Source organism: Geminicoccus flavidas (assembly GCF_009806515.1).
GTDB lineage: Bacteria > Pseudomonadota > Alphaproteobacteria > Geminicoccales > Geminicoccaceae > Geminicoccus > Geminicoccus flavidus.
The window spans coordinates 1-16,389 of record NZ_WUJP01000161.1; the positions used below are offsets into that span (position 1 = coordinate 1).

The 16,389-nt window shown below is 67.5% G+C and carries 14 protein-coding genes and 1 pseudogene; 7 read left to right on the top strand and 8 right to left on the bottom strand.

The window, feature by feature from the left end; translation table 11 throughout:
• The 6 genes from EQG76_RS04390 to EQG76_RS04415 all read left to right on the top strand — a co-directional run.
• Positions 1–737, top strand: a 737-nt coding sequence (locus tag EQG76_RS04390; protein WP_159710941.1) for a CobW family GTP-binding protein, incomplete at its 5' end; no start/stop codon positions are given.
• Between the two features lie 51 nt (positions 738–788).
• The gene (locus tag EQG76_RS04395) at positions 789–1,424 is read left to right on the top strand and encodes a TetR/AcrR family transcriptional regulator (RefSeq protein WP_159710943.1); all 636 of its coding nucleotides are present in this window, start codon (positions 789–791) and stop codon (positions 1,422–1,424) included.
• Positions 1,421–2,638: an efflux RND transporter periplasmic adaptor subunit gene (locus EQG76_RS04400; RefSeq protein ID WP_159710945.1), complete on the top strand. Its 1,218-nt coding sequence runs from the start codon at positions 1,421–1,423 to the stop codon at positions 2,636–2,638. Before EQG76_RS04395 ends, EQG76_RS04400 begins: the two co-directional genes overlap by 4 nt.
• A gap of 12 nt (positions 2,639–2,650) precedes the next feature.
• A complete protein-coding gene (locus tag EQG76_RS04405) occupies positions 2,651–5,752 on the top strand; it encodes an efflux RND transporter permease subunit (RefSeq protein WP_159710947.1) in 3,102 nt (1,033 codons plus the stop codon).
• Positions 5,753–5,822: 70 nt separating this feature from the next.
• Positions 5,823–6,401 (top strand): YqaA family protein, encoded by a 579-nt coding sequence (locus tag EQG76_RS04410; protein ID WP_159710949.1) that lies wholly within the window; start codon positions 5,823–5,825, stop codon positions 6,399–6,401.
• A gap of 97 nt (positions 6,402–6,498) precedes the next feature.
• Positions 6,499–7,005 carry a disulfide bond formation protein B gene (locus EQG76_RS04415; protein WP_159710951.1) on the top strand — a complete coding sequence of 169 codons (507 nt, stop codon included), beginning with the start codon at positions 6,499–6,501 and terminating at the stop codon, positions 7,003–7,005.
• On the opposite strand, the gene EQG76_RS04420 is transcribed toward EQG76_RS04415, so the two are convergent.
• The 8 genes from EQG76_RS04420 to EQG76_RS04460 all read right to left on the bottom strand — a co-directional run bounded on the left by EQG76_RS04420 (position 6,995) and on the right by EQG76_RS04460 (position 15,424).
• On the bottom strand, positions 6,995–7,822 hold the full coding sequence (locus EQG76_RS04420) for a universal stress protein (protein ID WP_159710953.1): 828 nt from the start codon (positions 7,820–7,822) through the stop codon (positions 6,995–6,997). The genes EQG76_RS04415 and EQG76_RS04420 overlap by 11 nt on opposite strands.
• Positions 7,823–7,929: 107 nt before the next feature.
• A complete protein-coding gene (gene pssA / locus EQG76_RS04425; protein ID WP_159710955.1) occupies positions 7,930–8,784 on the bottom strand; it encodes a CDP-diacylglycerol--serine O-phosphatidyltransferase in 855 nt (284 codons plus the stop codon).
• Positions 8,784–9,464, bottom strand: a complete 681-nt coding sequence (locus EQG76_RS04430; RefSeq protein ID WP_159710957.1) for a phosphatidylserine decarboxylase — start codon at positions 9,462–9,464, stop codon at positions 8,784–8,786. The genes pssA and EQG76_RS04430 overlap by 1 nt, the downstream gene beginning before the upstream one ends.
• A gap of 77 nt (positions 9,465–9,541) precedes the next feature.
• A complete protein-coding gene (locus tag EQG76_RS04435) occupies positions 9,542–10,264 on the bottom strand; it encodes an FkbM family methyltransferase (RefSeq protein WP_159710959.1) in 723 nt (240 codons plus the stop codon).
• Positions 10,246–11,463, bottom strand: a complete 1,218-nt coding sequence (locus tag EQG76_RS04440; protein ID WP_159710961.1) for an adenylate/guanylate cyclase domain-containing protein — start codon at positions 11,461–11,463, stop codon at positions 10,246–10,248. Before EQG76_RS04440 ends, EQG76_RS04435 begins: the two co-directional genes overlap by 19 nt.
• Entirely contained in the window at positions 11,460–11,939 is a 480-nt protein-coding gene (locus EQG76_RS04445; RefSeq protein ID WP_159710963.1) for a cyclic nucleotide-binding domain-containing protein, read from the bottom strand. Before EQG76_RS04445 ends, EQG76_RS04440 begins: the two co-directional genes overlap by 4 nt.
• A gap of 28 nt (positions 11,940–11,967) precedes the next feature.
• On the bottom strand, positions 11,968–14,598 hold the full coding sequence (locus tag EQG76_RS04450) for an ABC transporter ATP-binding protein (protein ID WP_200840550.1): 2,631 nt from the start codon (positions 14,596–14,598) through the stop codon (positions 11,968–11,970).
• Between the two features lie 232 nt (positions 14,599–14,830).
• Positions 14,831–15,424, bottom strand: coding sequence for a hypothetical protein (locus EQG76_RS04460; protein WP_159710965.1), 594 nt, complete (start codon positions 15,422–15,424; stop codon positions 14,831–14,833).
• Between the two features lie 773 nt (positions 15,425–16,197).
• On the opposite strand from EQG76_RS04460, the pseudogene EQG76_RS04465 reads away from it, so the two are divergent.
• Positions 16,198–16,389, top strand: a pseudogene (locus EQG76_RS04465) (hypothetical protein); the annotation flags it as partial.

Here is a 16,389-nt window from a genome sequence, read left to right on the forward strand (position 1 = left end):
GCGAGCGGGGGCTCCTGCCCCCGTTCCGCCGGGTGGTGATCGAGACCACCGGTCTGGCCGACCCGACCCCGGTCCTGGCCATCCTGACCACCGAGCCGATGCTGCGCTGGCATCTGCGGATCGGCCGGGTGGTCGTGACGGTCGACGCGCTGGCCGGTGCCGCCACGCTGGCCGCCCATGACGAGAGCCGGCGGCAGGTGGCGGTGGCCGACCGGCTGGTGGTCACCAAGGCCGACCTGGTCACTCCGCAGATGCTCGCCGCCCTGGAAACGGAGTTGCGCGGGATCAACCCGAGCGCCGACATCCTGCACGCCTGCCATGGCGAGCTGGCCGATGCGCCCGCCCTCCTGACCGCCCCCACCGATGCGCGCGAGGTCCGCCGCTGGCTGGCGTACGAACCGGCCCCGGCGCGGCACGGGGCCATCGGCAGCTTCCTGCTCGAGGCGGCCCAGCCGATCGAGTGGGCGGCGTTCGGAGTGTGGCTCAGCCTGCTGCTGCACCGCCATGGCAGCCGGATCCTGCGGGTGAAGGGCCTCGTGCACACGCGCGACCGCGACCTGCCGGTGGTGATCCAGGGCGTGCAGCACGTCGTCCATCCGCCGGAGCACCTGCCGGCCTGGCCGGAGGGCGGACAGGGCACCCGCCTGGTGTTCATCGGCATCGACCTCGATCCGGCCGCGATCCGACGCTCGTTCCTGACCTTCCAGCGGCTGGGTGACCGGTTCCTGGCCGGCTGAGCCAGTGGCATCGCCGTTGAAGAACGAACGTTCGTTCATTATAATCAAGCCATGCCACGACTGACCGACCAGCAGCAGGGCGAGCGGCGCAGCCAGATCCTGCAGGCCGCCTGCCGCTGCTTCACCCGCGACGGGTTCCACCGCACCTCCATGCAGACGATCTGCAGGGAGGCAGGCATCAGCCCGGGCGGGCTGTATCTCTATTTCGAGAGCAAAGAGGCGCTGATCGCGGCGATGATCGAGGCCGACCGCGCCGAGCTCGCCGCGGCATTCTCGGCAGCCGCCGCCGCCGACGACGTGCTGGCGGCGATGACCGCGGTCGGCCGTCGCTATTTCGTCGAGGAGCCGCGCGAGCGCGCCATGCTCACCCTGCAGATCTGGGCGGAGAGCGCCAGGGACCCGGCGATCTGCGCCTTGTGCGACGGGATCGAGCGCGAGGTGCACGCCAACCTCCTGCTCCTGTGCAGGACCATGCAGGAGCAGGGCCAGGCCGCGCCGGATATCGACATCGAGGCCCTGGTCGACCTCCTGATGCTGATCAGCGACGGGATCTTCAAGAACCGGGCCCTCGATGAAGGCTTCGACGGCGAGCAGGCGATGGCCGGGCTGCTCGCCGTGTTCCGGGCCGGTCTCGCCGGCCAGATTGCCCCGCCTGCGCCATCCAGAAGGCTGGAGCAGCCAGCATGACCCGCAGCGCCACGTTCCTCGCCAGCGCAGCGCTCGCGGTCCTGCTGCTGGCAGGCCCGCCAGTTCTGTCCGCCCAGGAGCCGGCAGCCCCTGCCCCCGTGGCTGCGCCGATGGTGAGCGTGGTGCGCGCCACCGAGCAGGAACTGGTGGTGCAGCTCGTGGTCACCGGCTCGCTCGCGGCCCGCGAGGAGGTGCTGGTCGGCCCGGAGATCGACGGCTCGCGGATCGTCGAACTGCTGGTCGAGGAAGGCGACCTGGTCGAGCGCGGCCAGGTGCTGGCACGGCTCTCCCGTGAGCTCTGGGACGCGCAGCTGGCATCGATCGATGCCGCCCTGGAGCGGGCGAAGGTGAGCGTGCTGGTGGCAAGCAGCCAAATCGACGAGGCCGAGGCGGCGCGAGCGCAGGCCGAAGCCGATTTCCAGCGCGCCCAGGCGCTGATCCGGCGGGGCAACACCTCGGCCGCGACCCTGGACGAGCGCCAGGCTGCCGCCAGGGCCGCCGCCGCCCGGGTCGCCGCGGCCGAGCAGAGCGTGCGCCTGGCCGAGGCAGAGGTCGCTGAGGCGGAGGCGAAGCGCCGGGAGATCATGGTCAAGATCGGCATGACCGAGATCAAGACGCCCGCCGCCGGACGGATCAGCGAACGCAACGCGTGGCTGGGCGCGCTCGCGGCGATGAACGGCGAGCCCCTGTTCCGGATCGTCCAGGACGACGAGGTCGAGCTGCACGCCCAGGTCGCCGAAGTGATGCTGGCGAGCCTGGCGCCCGGCCAAGAGGTCCTGGTCACCCCGGCCGGATGGACGACCCCGATCGAGGGCGAGGTCCGCCTGGTCGCGCCGAAGATCGACCCGCAGACCCGGCTGGGCAAGGTCAAGATCCGGCTGGAGGATGCCAGGGGCCTGACGCTCGGCACCTTCGCCCGCGCGCGCGTCGAGATCGACCGCCAGCACGGCGTGACCGTGCCAGTCACGGCGATCCAGTTCGTCGACGACCATCAGGAGATCCAGGTGGTGCGGGACGGCATGGTTGAGACCCGCCAGGTCACCGTCGGCCTGCGCACCAGCGAGGCGGTGATCGTCACGGCGGGCCTGGAGCCCGGCGAGCAGGTGGTGGCGGTGTCCGGCACCTTCCTGCGCGACGGCGACCGGGTGCGGCCGGTGGACGGCGGCAGTCCGGCGCCAGTGGCCGATTCCCCGCAGGCCAGTGCCAAGAGCTAGCGGACCGCCCCCATGCGCCTGAACGTCTCCGCCTGGTCGATCCGCCACCCGATGCCGGCGCTCGTGCTGTTCGCCGTCCTGACCCTGCTGGGCCTCTACACCTTCCAGAACCTGTCGATCACCCGCTTTCCCAACATCGACGTCCCGGTGATCTCGGTCACGGTCACCCAGGCGGGTGCGGCGCCGAGCGAGCTGGAGCAGCAGGTCACCAAGCGGGTTGAGGACGCGGTCGCCAACCTGACGGGCGTGAAGCACGTCGTCTCGACCGTGACGGACGGCAGCTCGGTGACAGCCATCGAATTCCGGCTGGAGATCGACACCGACCGGGCGCTGAACGACACCAAGGATGCGGTCGCCAAGATCCGCCAGGATCTGCCGCTCGGCATCGACGAGCCCATCACCCAGCGGATCGACGTGGTCGGCCAGTCGATCCTGACCTATGCCGCCGCCGCCCCGGCCATGACGCTGGAGCAGCTCTCCTGGTACACGGACGACGTCACCCGCAAGCGGCTGCAGGGCCTGCCGGGGGTGGGCAAGGTCGAGCGGCTGGGCGGCGTGGACCGTCAATTCGTGGTGGCGCTCGACCCCGACCGGCTGAATGCGCTGGGCATCACGCCTGCCGAGGTCAACCGCCAGCTCAAGGCCACGGTGGTCGACATGGGCAGCGGGCGGGCGGAGCTGGCCGGGCAGGAGCAGTCGATTCGCACCCTGGCCCAGGCCCGCTCGATGGGGGAGCTGGCCGCCAGCACAATCGCCCTGCCGGGCGAGCGCACCGCGCGGCTGGACGAGCTCGGCACCATCACCGACGGCTACGAGGAGCCGCGCAGCTTCGCCCGGCTGAACGCCGACACGCCGGTGGTGGCGCTCTCCGTCTACCGCTCCAAGGGAGCCTCGGAACTGGACGTGCGCAACGTCGTCGCGGCGGCGATCCAGGAAATGGAAAGCGAGGATCCACGCGTCTCCTACGAGCTGATCGACGATTCGGTCCGCTACACGATCGGCAACTACGAGAGCGCCATGTCGACCCTGATCGAGGGTGCGGCCCTCGCCGTGGTCGTGGTGTTCTTGTTCCTGCGCGACTGGCGGGCCACCGTGATCGCCGCGATCACCCTGCCGCTCTCGGTGATCCCGACCTTTTTCGCGATGGAGCTGATGGGCTTCTCGCTCAACCTCGTCTCGCTGCTGGCGATCACCCTGGTCACCGGCATCCTGGTCGACGACGCGATCGTCGAGATCGAGAACATCGCGCGGCACATCGCCATGGGCAAGCCGCCCTACCAGGCGGCGATGGAGGCGGCGGACGAGATCGGCCTCGCCGTGATCGCGATCACTTTCACCATCGTCGCGGTGTTCGCGCCGGTCAGCTTCATGGGCGGGATCGCCGGCCAGTACTTCAAGCAGTTCGGGCTGACCGTCGCGGTGGCGGTCCTGTTCTCGCTCCTGGTGGCACGGCTGATCACGCCGATGCTGGCGGCCTACTTCATGAAGGGCCATGGCCACGTGGAGCCGAAGGACGGCCTCCTGATGCGCGGCTACACCCGCCTGCTGGCCGCCACCGTCCGGCACCGCTGGCTGACCATGCTGGCCGGCATCGCGCTGTTCGCCCTCTCGATCTGGAGTGCCGGCCTCCTGCCCACCGGCTTCATTCCGGACGAGGATAGCGGGCGCACCGTGGTGAGCCTGGAGCTGCCGCCCGGCGCCACGCTGGCGCAGACCCGGGCACAGACGGACCTGGCGGTCCGGGCGGTGCAGGAGATCCCGGAGGTGCGTCAGGCACTGGTGATCGGCGGCAGCTCGCCCACCGGAGCGCTGGAGGTCCGCAAGGCGGCGCTGTTCGTCGAGCTCACGCCCAAGGGCGAGCGAGCGCGCAGCCAGAAGGACATCGAGCTGGAGATCGGCCGGCGCCTCTCCGACATTCCCGACCTGCGCGCCTGGTACGTGAACGAGCGGGGCGAGCGGCAGCTATCCATCAGCGTGCTGAGCGACGATCCGGCCGCACTGCGCCAAGGCGTAGGCGGGCTCGAGGCGGCCATGCGCCGGGTCCCGGAGTTTACCAACGTCGCGGCCAATGCCGGGGTGGAGCGGCCAGAGATCCGGGTGGTGCCCAGGCTGGACGAGGCGGCGCGCTTCGGCGTGTCCACCGACGCCATCGCCGAGGCGGTGCGCGTCGCCACGATCGGCGACACCGAGGCCAACATGGCCAAGCTCGCGACCGACGACCGGCAGGTGCCGATCCGGGTGCAGCTCGATACGGCCGCACGCAGCGACCTGGAGATCCTGCAGGTGACCACGGTCACCGGCGCTGCCGGCGTCCCGGTCCCGCTGCTGGCGGTGGCGGACGTGGTTCCGGGCCAGGGCCCGTCCTCGATCGACCGCTACGACCGGGAGCGGCGGGTGGTGGTGGGCGCCGACCTCGCCCGCGGCGTGGCGCTGGGGCAGGCGACCGAGCTGGTGGCAGCTTTGCCTTATCTGCAGGAGCTGCCGCCGGGCGTACGCCAGCAGGCGACCGGCGATGCCGAGATCATGGCTGAGGTGTTCGGCGGGTTCGCCGCGGCGATGGGGGCCGGCCTGCTGATGATGCTGGGCGTGCTGATCCTCCTGTTCGGCAGCATCTTCCATCCGATCACCATCCTGCTGTCCCTGCCGCTCTCGATCGGCGGCGTGATCCTGGCCCTGGTGGCGACCGGCAACCCGATCAGCATGCCGGTGGTGATCGGCATCCTGATGCTGATGGGCATCGTCACCAAGAACGCGATCATGCTGGTCGACTTCGCGGTGGAGGAGCAGGCACGCGGCACGTCGAAGAACCAGGCGATCATCGAGGCCGGGCGAAAGCGGGCACGGCCGATCATCATGACCACGATCGCGATGGTGGCCGGCATGCTGCCCTCGGCCTATGGGGTCGGCGACGGCGGGGAGTTCCGCTCGCCCATGGCGATCGGGGTGATCGGCGGCCTGATCGTCTCCACCCTGCTCTCGCTCGTGTTCGTGCCGAGCTTCTACTCGGTGATGGGCACGATCGAGGCGTTCATCGGCCGGGTTCTCCGCCGGGTGCTGGTGCTCAATGTGCCGACCGAAGCAGCGCAGCATCGTTCACATCTGCCGGCGGAGTAGCGCCGTCGCATGGTCCTCCCGGCGGCTTGCCTATAGAGCCTGCCGCCAGGACCTTGCGTGGAGGACGCCATTGCTGCGGCGGACCTATGATCGACTGATGGGTGAAGCCGACCGTCCCGGCGCTGAGCGGGCACTGGCGGCGGTCAGCTTCGCGGAGAGCTCGTTCTTTCCGATTCCGCCGGACGTGATGATCGTGCCGATGGTGCTGGCCAACCCGGACCGGGCCTGGCGGATCGCGACGATCGCCACGGTGGCGAGCGTGCTGGGCGGCCTCTTCGGCTATGCGATCGGCTATTTCCTGTTCGAGACGTTGGGCAACCTGCTGTTCGACCTCTACGGGCTGCAGGACAAGGCTCAGGCCTTCCAGGCGTCCTACCAGGAGTGGGGCCTGTGGATCATCCTGATCAAGGGCCTGACGCCGATCCCCTACAAGCTGGTCACCATCGCCTCCGGCGCCGCCCATTTTGCGCTAGCGGTGTTCATCGGCGCCTCAGTGGTCACCCGGGGTGCCCGTTTCTTCCTGCTGGCGGTCCTGTTGCGCCGGTTCGGGCCGTCGATCCGCGACTTCATCGAGCGGCGCCTGACACTGGTCACCTCGGCCTTCGCTGCGGCGATCGTGCTCGGTTTTGTCGCCTTACGCTGGATCTGATGCGCTGCCTGGTTCAGTCTGCCACGGATGTTCATTCGGGCCGCGGCACGATCCTACCCCCGTGCCGGTCCAGCCAAGGGTCGGGTCACTGCCTGCAATGACGGATCACGCCCTTCCGACCAGGCCCAGGCTGCACCGGGCACGGACCGCCTGCCTCTGGCTGGCCCTGCTGGCCGCCTGGAGCCTGGCCTTCGCCTATCTGCTCGAATACGGCTTCGGCTATCATCCATGCGCCCTGTGCACACTGGAGCGCTATGGTTTTATGGCACTGCTCCTGGTGGGACTGATCGGCTTCTTGTTCGACCGTGGCCGGGCCGGCCTGGTCGGCTGCCTGGCGATCCTGGTGGGCCTGTGCGGGCTGACCTTCTACCACGTGGGCGTGGAGCTGGGCTGGTTCCAGCTCTCCACCGCCTGCACCGGCGCCGGCACGGCCACCGACATCGATCAGCTCCGCGCCATGCTCCAGAACGCGCCGCCGTCCTGCGACCGGCCGGCCTGGATCGTGCCGAACCTCGTCTCGCTGGCCCAGCTCACCCTCGGCTGGACGCTGCTCCTGACCGCCCTGACGGCGGCGATGATCACCGGCCCCGCGTTCAGGCGCTGAACAGCACCGGGATCCGCGCGTCGCGGACGATGGTGATGGTGGCACCGCCCATGATCAGCTCGCGGAAGCGGGAATGGCCATAGGCGCCCATCACCAGCGCCGTGCATCGCTTGGTCTCGGCAACGGTGAGCAGGAGTTCGCCCACCGAGCCCTCCGGCTCCGCCAGCTTCTCCACCAGCACCTTCACGCCGTGCGCCGCGAGCCGTGCTGCCGCGGCCTCGGCAGAGGCATGGTATTCCTCGCCGGCCGCGACCAGCACCACGCTTTCCGCCTCCTGGAGGAACGGCAGGGCGAAGGCCAGAGCACGCGCCGCCTCCTTGCCGCCATCCCACGCGACCAGCCAGCGCCGCCCGAAGTCCTGGCTGACGGCCAGGCCGCGCGGCAGGACCAGCACCGGCCCGCCGGCCCCCACCACGATCTGCTCGGCATGCTCCATGGCAACCGCCTCGAGCCCCTCGCCATGGCTCTGCCCGACGATGGTCAGATCGGTGGTGCGCGCATGGGCGGACACGCTCTCGCCGGGAGCGCCCTCCTCCGCGATGAAGTGGCGCGAGACACCGTCTGGGACCGGCAGGGCCTCGAATGCCGTCCGGATGCGCGCGGTGCGCGCGGCGTTGGCCTGTTCCTGGGCCTTCATGATCTCGGGCCCGGCATAGGCGGCACCCTCGCCCAGCGAGGTCGGCATGAACGGGACCGGGTTGGCCAAAAGGCCGATCAGCCGCGCCTGCCACCGCCCGGCCAGGGCCAGCGCAAAGGAGGCGCGCTCGGCCATCCCGTCCGAATCGTCGAGGCCCACCAGGATGGTGCGATACGCCATGTTCCGTTCTCCCGATCCGGAGGATCCTCCCGCGGCCGGAGGGTGCGCCAGGAAGCTCACCCGGCGCAAGATCGGGATAGCCGGCTGCGACCTCCGGGACCGGCTGGTCAGCGCGGCTGGCGGCGCTGCATGTCGACTACCTGGTCGTCCGCCGGTGCCTCCACCGCTGCCGGCTCCTCGACCGGAGCGGCATGGCCGTCACGGTTCTGGAATCGGCGCGCCGCGACGATGCTGAACGGAATGGTCAGCACGTAGATCAGGCAGGCACCGGCGATGGTAGCCCACGGCATCGCGAAGAACAGGGCGGCCACGGCAGCGCCCGCCACCAGTGCCGGCAACTGCCAGCCGGGCGGCACCCGGAACTTCTTGATCGAGAAGGTTGGCACGCGGCTCACCATCATCAGCGCGGTGAACACGGTGACCACGCCCACGAACGACCAGTGGCGGAACAGCGCCGCGTCCAGGACAAAGCTCGCCATCATCGGGCTCAGCGCCAGTGCCGCCCCGCCCGGTGCCGGGATGCCCTGGAAGAAGAACAGCGTCCAGCGCGGCCGCTCGGGATCGTCGAGCTGGGTGTTGAAGCGGGCAAGCCGCAGGGCGCAGCAGACGGCCAGCAGCAGGGCGATGGCGAGGCCGAAGCCCTGCACGTTGTGCAGCGACCACCAGTAGAGGATCATCGCCGGGGCGATGCCGAAGCTCAGCGAATCGGCCAGGCTGTCCAGCTCTGCACCGAGCTTGGAGGTGACGTTGAGCATCCGCGCGGCCCGGCCGTCCAGCCCGTCCAGCACCACCGCCGCGGCGATCAGCGTGACCGCCAGCTCCCAGCGCTGGTCGACCGCGTAGCGGATCGCGGTGAACCCGGCGCACAAGGACAGGATGGTGATCAGGTTCGGCACGAAGGTGTAGATCGGGCGCGCACCCAGCGGGCGGCGGACGCGCCGGATCCGGCGGTTCTTGAACATCAGCTCATCCTTCCGCTCCGGGCGGGATAAGACGCGGCGCCATCGGCCAGCACCGTCTCGCCGGCGATGCAGCGCTGGCCCACCAGCACCCGCGGGATCAGGTCCGGCGGCAGGTAGACGTCGCAGCGGCTGCCGAACCGGATCAGGCCGACCCGCTCGCCCGGCGCCACCTCGGCACCGACCGGGACGAACGGCACGATCCGGCGGGCCACCAGGCCGGCAATCTGCACCAGGAACACCTCCTCCACATAGCCGTGCGGCCGGATCGCCCAGGACATCCGCTCATTCTCGTCCGACGCCTTGTCGAGGCTCGCATTGAGGAACTTGCCGGCATGGTACACCCGGCGGGTGACCGTGCCTGCGATCGGCGTGCGGTTCACATGGACGTCGAACACGTTCATGAAGATGCCGATGCAGCAGCGCGGTTCCAGATCGGCGCCCAGCTCGGGCGGCGGCTTGCGCATCCCGACATGGACGACGACGCCGTCGGCCGGGCTGGTGACCAGCCATTCGTCGACCGGCGTCATCCGCTCCGGGTCACGGAAGAAATAGGCGCACCACAGCGTCAGGACCATGCCGAGCCAGAACAGCGGCATCCAGAGAAAGCCGAGCATCACCGAGATCACGAAGAACCCGGCGATGAAGGGCCAGCCTTTCGGGTGGATCGAGGGATATTTCAATGCTGTTCATCCGATTGGTCGGCCAATGCTCAGGCCCCTTGCCGCCTTGCCCGCTGCCACGCCGCTCCGTCCCGGGCTCAACCCGGCACCCGCTCCCGGAAGGCTACCATGTCGACCTGGAGCTGGCGGCCGAGCTTGCGCTCATAGTAGCCGGGGATGAGCAGGTGCAAGTCGAAGCCGAGATCCTCCAGCCGTTCCAGCGCGGAACGGAAACCGTGCTCCCCCACATAGAGCGGGACCAGCGCGGTCTCCAGTTGGATGCCGACGATCCGGTCGAGCAGGCCCTTCGCCCCTTCCAGCACGTCGAGCTCGCTGCCCTGCACGTCGATCTTGAGCAGCATCCGGGCAAAACGGCCGTCCTGGAGCTGGGGCAGCCCGTCCAGGCGCCTGAGCGGCACCTCGACCTGGCCGATGATGGCCGAGCTCGGCGACAGCTTCTGCAGGGTCGGGTTCTGCGGCAGGAGTGAGCTCATGTCGCTCTCCGCCGAGCGCTCAAGGGTGGCCATGCCGTCCTCGGCACCCAGCGCCATCGGCGGTGCGACGATCCAGGACCGGTCACGCCGGGCCTGGCGGAGCAGCCGGGCATGCACGTCGGCCTGCGGCTCGAAACTGATGATCAGCCCCTGCCAGCCATGCCGGCGCAGGCGGCGGCCGTACTGGCCGGCATTGGCGCCGACGTCCAGGACCGCGTCGACCTCGTTGCGATGGAGGGCCGCCACGAGCTGGTCGTGGACGTCGCGCGACTTGCCGCGCCGGACCAGGTCGTAGCCCAGGCCGCGGATCAGACGACGTAGGACCACGGGTTTCCTTCTTCCTCGGGCAGCCCGAACAACTCGATCGGCAGTTCGCGGCCGCGCAGCTGGTGCTGGCCCAGCGGGATCAGTTCCTCGCCCTTGGCCGCGGCGGCGAAGACGTCGGAGATCACCACATGGCGGCCCAGCGTGCGCGACAGCCGCTCCATGCGCGCCGCCTCGTTGACCGCCGGGCCGATCACGGTGAAGTCCAGCCGGTTCTCTGTGCCGATATTGCCGTAGATCACCTGCCCCAGATGCAGCCCCAGTCCATAGCCCAGCGGCTCGGAGCCCCCGGCGCGCCGCATGGCACCGATCTCCTCCAGGTTCCGATAGGCCTCCCGCGCCGCCGCGAGTGCCCGTGCCACCGCGTCCGGCCGATCCAGGCGGAACACGCTCATCACCGCGTCGCCCATGAATTTCAGGATCTCGCCGCCATGATGCTGGATCGGCTGGCCCATGGCGTCGAAGAAGGTGTCCAGCACTCCCAGCACCTCGTCGCGCGGCGCATGGTCGGCCAGCTCGGAGAAATGGGCGAGGTCGGCGATCCAGACGGCCGCGTCCATCACCTCATGCGCCCCACGGCGGATGTTGCCCGCCAGGATCTGCAGGCCGGCCTCCTTGCCGACATAGGTCTCCAGAATCGTCTTGGTGATCCGCCGGCCGATCCTGGCCTCCGCGGCCATGGCCAGGAGCGGGAGCAGGTCGTCGAAGATGATCAGGTCGTCGGTGGCGAAGCCGCCCGGGCGGCGGGTCGCGAAGCTCACCGCGTGGCGCCGCCCGTCGCTGCCGACCAGCGGCATGGCGACATAATCGGAAAATCCGTCCACGCGCAGGTCGGCATAAATGCCGAACTCCTGGCCAGCGGGCGGCAGGTCCAGCCGTTGCCGCACCCCGCCCGCCCCCTCGTAGAGGGCCTTGATCGGGCTGTTGTGGAACTGGGCACTCTCGATGTCGGCGCGGGTGATCATCCGCATCTCGATCGGCCGGCCATCGTCGCGCCAGACCATGGCGGCGCCGATGAACTGCGGATGGAGGCCGCGGGCGTGCAGGGTGGCACGCGCAATTGGCAGACCGTCCTCCGCGAGCCGATGGCAGAGATCGGCGAACAGGTCGTCCAGATAGGGGTAGTCGAAGCTCGACCGGACGAACCAGTCCAGGGCAGGACTGCGCCGCAGCGGCCAGAGCAGGGTCGAGGCGTCGCTCAAGCCGGTCCGCTTCCCTGCTCGAGCTGGCGCAGGCGGGCGGACGCCTCGGTCAGGTGCATGGTCGTCTGGTGCAGGCGGTGGGCCAGCTCGGACATGATGCCGAGCCCCACCTGCGGGAACTGCGTCACCAGGTTGAAGAAGGCGTCCTTGCCCACCCGCAGCGTCGCCAGGCCGCTGCCGGCGATCACGGTCGCGGTGCGGGGGACATCGCACAGGATGGCGATCTCGCCGACCACGTCGTTGCGGGCCAGATGGGCCACGGTCACCGGGCCGGTCGGGGAGTCCACTACGATGTCGGCGGTGCCGCGCAGGATGATATAGGCCGCGTCGCCCGGCTCGCCCTGCCTGAACAGGACCTCGTCCTGCTCGAACTCCAGATGCTCGCTGGTGAACGCCAGCAGCTTCAGCTTGGCCGGCTCGATCTTGCTGAACAGGGGGATGGCGCGCAGCACTTCCACGTCGTCTTGCAGGCTCAACGTCTCCTCCTACCGCTGGCTTGCCTCGTCATGCGTCGGCCTCCTGGGGCGCGGCTTCGGCGGCCTGCTCGCCCGTTTCGACAATCTTGCCCTTGTCCATCATGATGGCCTGCTGGAACTTGTCGGCAAGGTCCGCGCGGGCCAGCGACCAGATCACGGTGCGGCCCGCCATGGCCTCCAGTACCCGGTCGGCCATGGCGGGCTGCTCGGCCGCATCGATCGCGGTGAGCGCCTCGTGGAGGATCAGGACGGCCGGGCGGCGGATCAGGGCACGCGCCATCGCCAGCTTCTGCCGCTGCGCCATGCTGAGGCGCGCCCCGCCCGGGCCGCAGCGGAAGGACAGGCCGACCTCGATGATCCGCTCGCGCAGGCCGGCTTCCTCCAGGAGCTGGCGGATCAGTGCTGCCACGCGCACCGGGGCCTGGGCGACGCCGTAGGCGATCTTGCCGAACAGGACGTTGTCCTGCACGGAGGCAGCGTCATTGAACGCGTCGGGCTCGAAGAAGGCGACGCTCGCGGCATATTCCGGCGGCAGGTTCTCCCGGAACACCTTGCGCGCCTCCAGCAGCTTCTCCTCCAGCTCCCGCGTGATCAGGCCCAGCCGGTGGCGGCTGTTGATCAGGCGGAACGGCAATGCCAATAGGCGCTGGCGGTCCTCCTGGTCGAGCCGGTCGAGCGCCTCGGGGTCGGCGCGGGCGACCAGCGACTGGTAGTCCGGCAGGTCCTCCGCCCGGATGAAACTGAACTGCTGGTAGTACTCGTGGTCGGGCGGCAGGTCGGCGAACAGCTCGACCATGGTACGCGCCAGGGCCAGTCCGACCCGGCGCAGTTCATCGGTGATGCCGACCTGATCCAGCACCCGGCGGACATAGGGGTGCTCCGCCAGGCGGTCGATCTGGAACTGGTCGTCGCGCGGCGCGCCGAACAGGAGGTTCTCGGCCAGGGTCGCGTTGGAGTTGTAGCGCTCTGGATCGAACCGCTCGACCAGGCGCGCCAGCGATTCGTCGGTCTCCAGCCGCTCGTGCATGGCGGCGCGCACCTCGAGGAGCCGCTCGCGCAGGTCGTCGAACCGGTCGTGGCGGATCGTGCCGCGCAGGCCCAGCATGTAGACGTCGGCATCGAGCTGGATGAGCTCGAGGATGCCCACGATCGTGGGCAGCCGCTCTTGCTCCTCGGTCACCCCGGCCAGGGTCCAGTCCACCCAGTCGGCCCGGAAGTCGAACGGGCTGTTGCCGGCCCGCTCCGTGTCGCGTAGCTGGCGGCGGTAGCGCTTCTCTTCCTCCGGCGGCGGCTGGTAGGGCCGCACCGGGCGGTGGCGCAGCCCCATCAGCAGGTTGTCCTCGATGGTGTCGGAGCCGACGAAGGGCGGGAAGCCGACGAACGCCATCTTGCGCCCGAGCACCGAATCGGGGAGCTGGTTCAGGTCATGGCCGCCGATCGTGACCCGGCCGGAGTCAGGCGTAATGAGCCCGGCCAGCACCATGGTTAGTTCCTCGCGACCGCCGCCGCCGGGGCCGAGAATGGCCACGGTCGAGGGGATGGGCACGGTCAGCGTGACATTGTCCAGGAGCGCGTCGCCATCGTCGTCGCGCACCACCACCCCGCGCGCCTCGATGCTGCCCTCGAAGCTCAATTCGGCAGTGGGCTCGTCGAGTTGCCGGCGCTCGTCGATCTGGCCGCGCGGCTGGAACTGCGAGACAACCTGGTCGTACTTGATCCGGACGTCCTGCATCAACTGGTAATAGTCGAGCAGCTCCCGCCAGGGGCTGGACAGGTCCTTGTGCGCCGACAGCACGGCGACGATGGCTCCCAGCGAGATGTTGCCGGTCAGAACCAGGTAGCCACCAATCGAAAAGAAGAAAAACGGCGCGATCTGCGCAAAGAAGTTGTTGATGAACTTGATCATGAATTTGAGGATGTATATCCGATAGCGAATATAATAGACGACGCTCAGCTCGCTGCTCATCCGGGCGCGTTCATACTGGGTCGCGTCGTTGGCGCGCAGGTCGCGCACCCCGCTGACCGTCTCGGAGATCCGGTCGGCAAGACGGCGGACCTGCCGGATCCGCTGCTTGCCGAGCTGGTTCACCCGGCGCTGCAGCTTGGGGATGAGGTACGCCTGGATCGGGTAGAGTGCGATCGCCGCCAGCCCCAGCACCGGGTCCTGGACGAAGATGAAGGTCAGGATGACCAGGAGGGTGCCGCCCTGGTAGGCGGGGATCTGCAGTGCTGTGCCGATATAGCCGCCGAGCGCCTCGGTCTCCGCGTTGATCATCTGCACGATCTCGCCCGAGCTGACCCGCTTCATGTGCGGGAGCGGGAAGCGCAGGATCTGCGAGTAGAGGTCGTAGCGCAGCCGGCGCAGCATCCGCTCGGCGACCAGGCCGGCATAGACGTTGATGATGTATTTGAAGATACCGTTGATCAGCACCAGCGTCAGGAACAGACCGCACAGCGCGAACAGGTAGCCGAACTTGTCGACCTCGAAGCCATAGAAATCGTGCGGCTGGTCGGCTTGGCCCAGCGCGTCGTTGACGATGGTCTTGGGCAGGTCGAGCGACCAGTACAGGAACGGGAATGAAGCCAGGGTCAGCCCCAGCACGATCATCTGCTCTTTCCAGCTATGCCGCCGGATATAGCCGAAGATCGTTGGTTCCATTGCGCTCTGTTCCGCTTCGCCCCGCTCGGAACGTAGCGGTCTCCCCAGGAGGACGCCAGCGGCAGGAGTGGCCTGCATGTGGTCGGGCGGCCTCAGACGACGGGGCGGCGCCTACGACGGACAACCGCCGCAGCCTTGAGGGCCACGGCGGCCGAACCGCCAGCGCTGCTATGGGTGGGGCAACTTCCCCGGCCGGACGGGCCGGACCTAACTCACCCGCTCCCACTAGCGCTCAATAATTGTTGCCGTCGTCCTTGTTGTTGTCGTTCTTTGGCGGGTAGTAGTGCGGATCGTGCGGCTTCTTAAACAGGCACTCCAAGTGGACCTTGGCAACCACGTGCTTCCGCTTGTCGTCCTTGTAGTAGCCCTTCCGCCCCCACTTCCTGTCAAAGTCGACGTGGACGAAGCTCCTATCAGTCTTCAGATCATCATATTTCCCGAAATCCCGCAACTCGCACTTGAAATCCTTCTTAGCGATATCTTTGTAGTAATAATAATCGACCTTGGTCTTAAAATCGCATTTTGCCAGAATATACTTCTTATAATTGTAAGTAATTTCTTTGACTCTAATTTTCGCATCTTCAGAAGCAAGGACGACCTTATCACCCTTGATCTTGATAGGCACCTTGCAAAAATAATCGTCGACGTCGATCACAGCCTTCTTATGATAGTCATACTGTGGGGCAACGTTCTCGTCCGCAGAAGCAGCCGTCGCGCCAAGACCAACTGCTGCCGACATCAGAAGCCCCAACATGATTTTGCTCGACATCTTACTCTCCCTTGGGTCGATACCTACGTACAGCAGAGTTCCGCCGTTCTGCTGCAAGCGCCAGACTCTGCATGCCTTGCTGCGGCGAGCCAGTTGCGAGGAGTAACGATCAGCCGGACATCATGTCCGCGTTGTCTGCAATCTAGCTCAAGGTCCACCTAGAGTAAGCTGGCCAACTTCAGAGCAGTCGCGAAACGCGAGATGCAGACACTTGCCCAGCTACACTTAGCTGGCGCAATCAAAGCGACAACGATATCACGATATTAACCTCACCACAACTTCGCATCACCGCACCAACTTCATATTTTAAAGCATGCAAATCTACAAATCATCCGCGTCATTCAATAGCGGATGACAACTCATAGTTAGCACGTATCCCATGAGAGCACAAGGTAACTTTATTGACACTATAGCGCATGCTTCAGGGCATGCTTGATGAGGTGCATTTGATTTTAATAATCAATTGATGTTGTTGGCCAATTAACATTCAGATTTCAGGAAGCCTAAAATTCTTCCTTCTTCTCGCTCTGCCTCTGCATCATCTTGCGCTTGCAGCATTCCGCCGTTGCAGGCCGAAGCCACAATTCCTACTGCCCAAGCCGCTCGGTTTCCGCCATTCGCACCGCCAAAGGACTGTGCCGTTCCTTCTGTCCGTGCACGAGATCGTGAGCCCGACAATCGGTTTATTCACGGCTTCCGGAAGGCTCGTGAGCATTTCCAGAAAATGCCGCCGCCAATACCGCGAGTGCCGCACCTCCACCAGCCTCCCTTGGCAACCATCTCCGGCACCGCTTATCATTCCTCAGGAGCTTCGGTGGGGAACTTCGGTCATGCGTGACGGCATCGGCGGCGGACGCCTTGCCCGGGTTTTCTTGCTCGGCTCCCTCCTGCTCAGTGCCTGCGATGACGGCCAGCCGGCGGAGGAGGCCACCGCAGCCCCTCCACCACCGGGTGTGGTGGTGGAGGCGGTGGCCGAGGCGCCGCTGACCGAGCAGGCGAGCTTCACCGGCCGCATCCAGGCA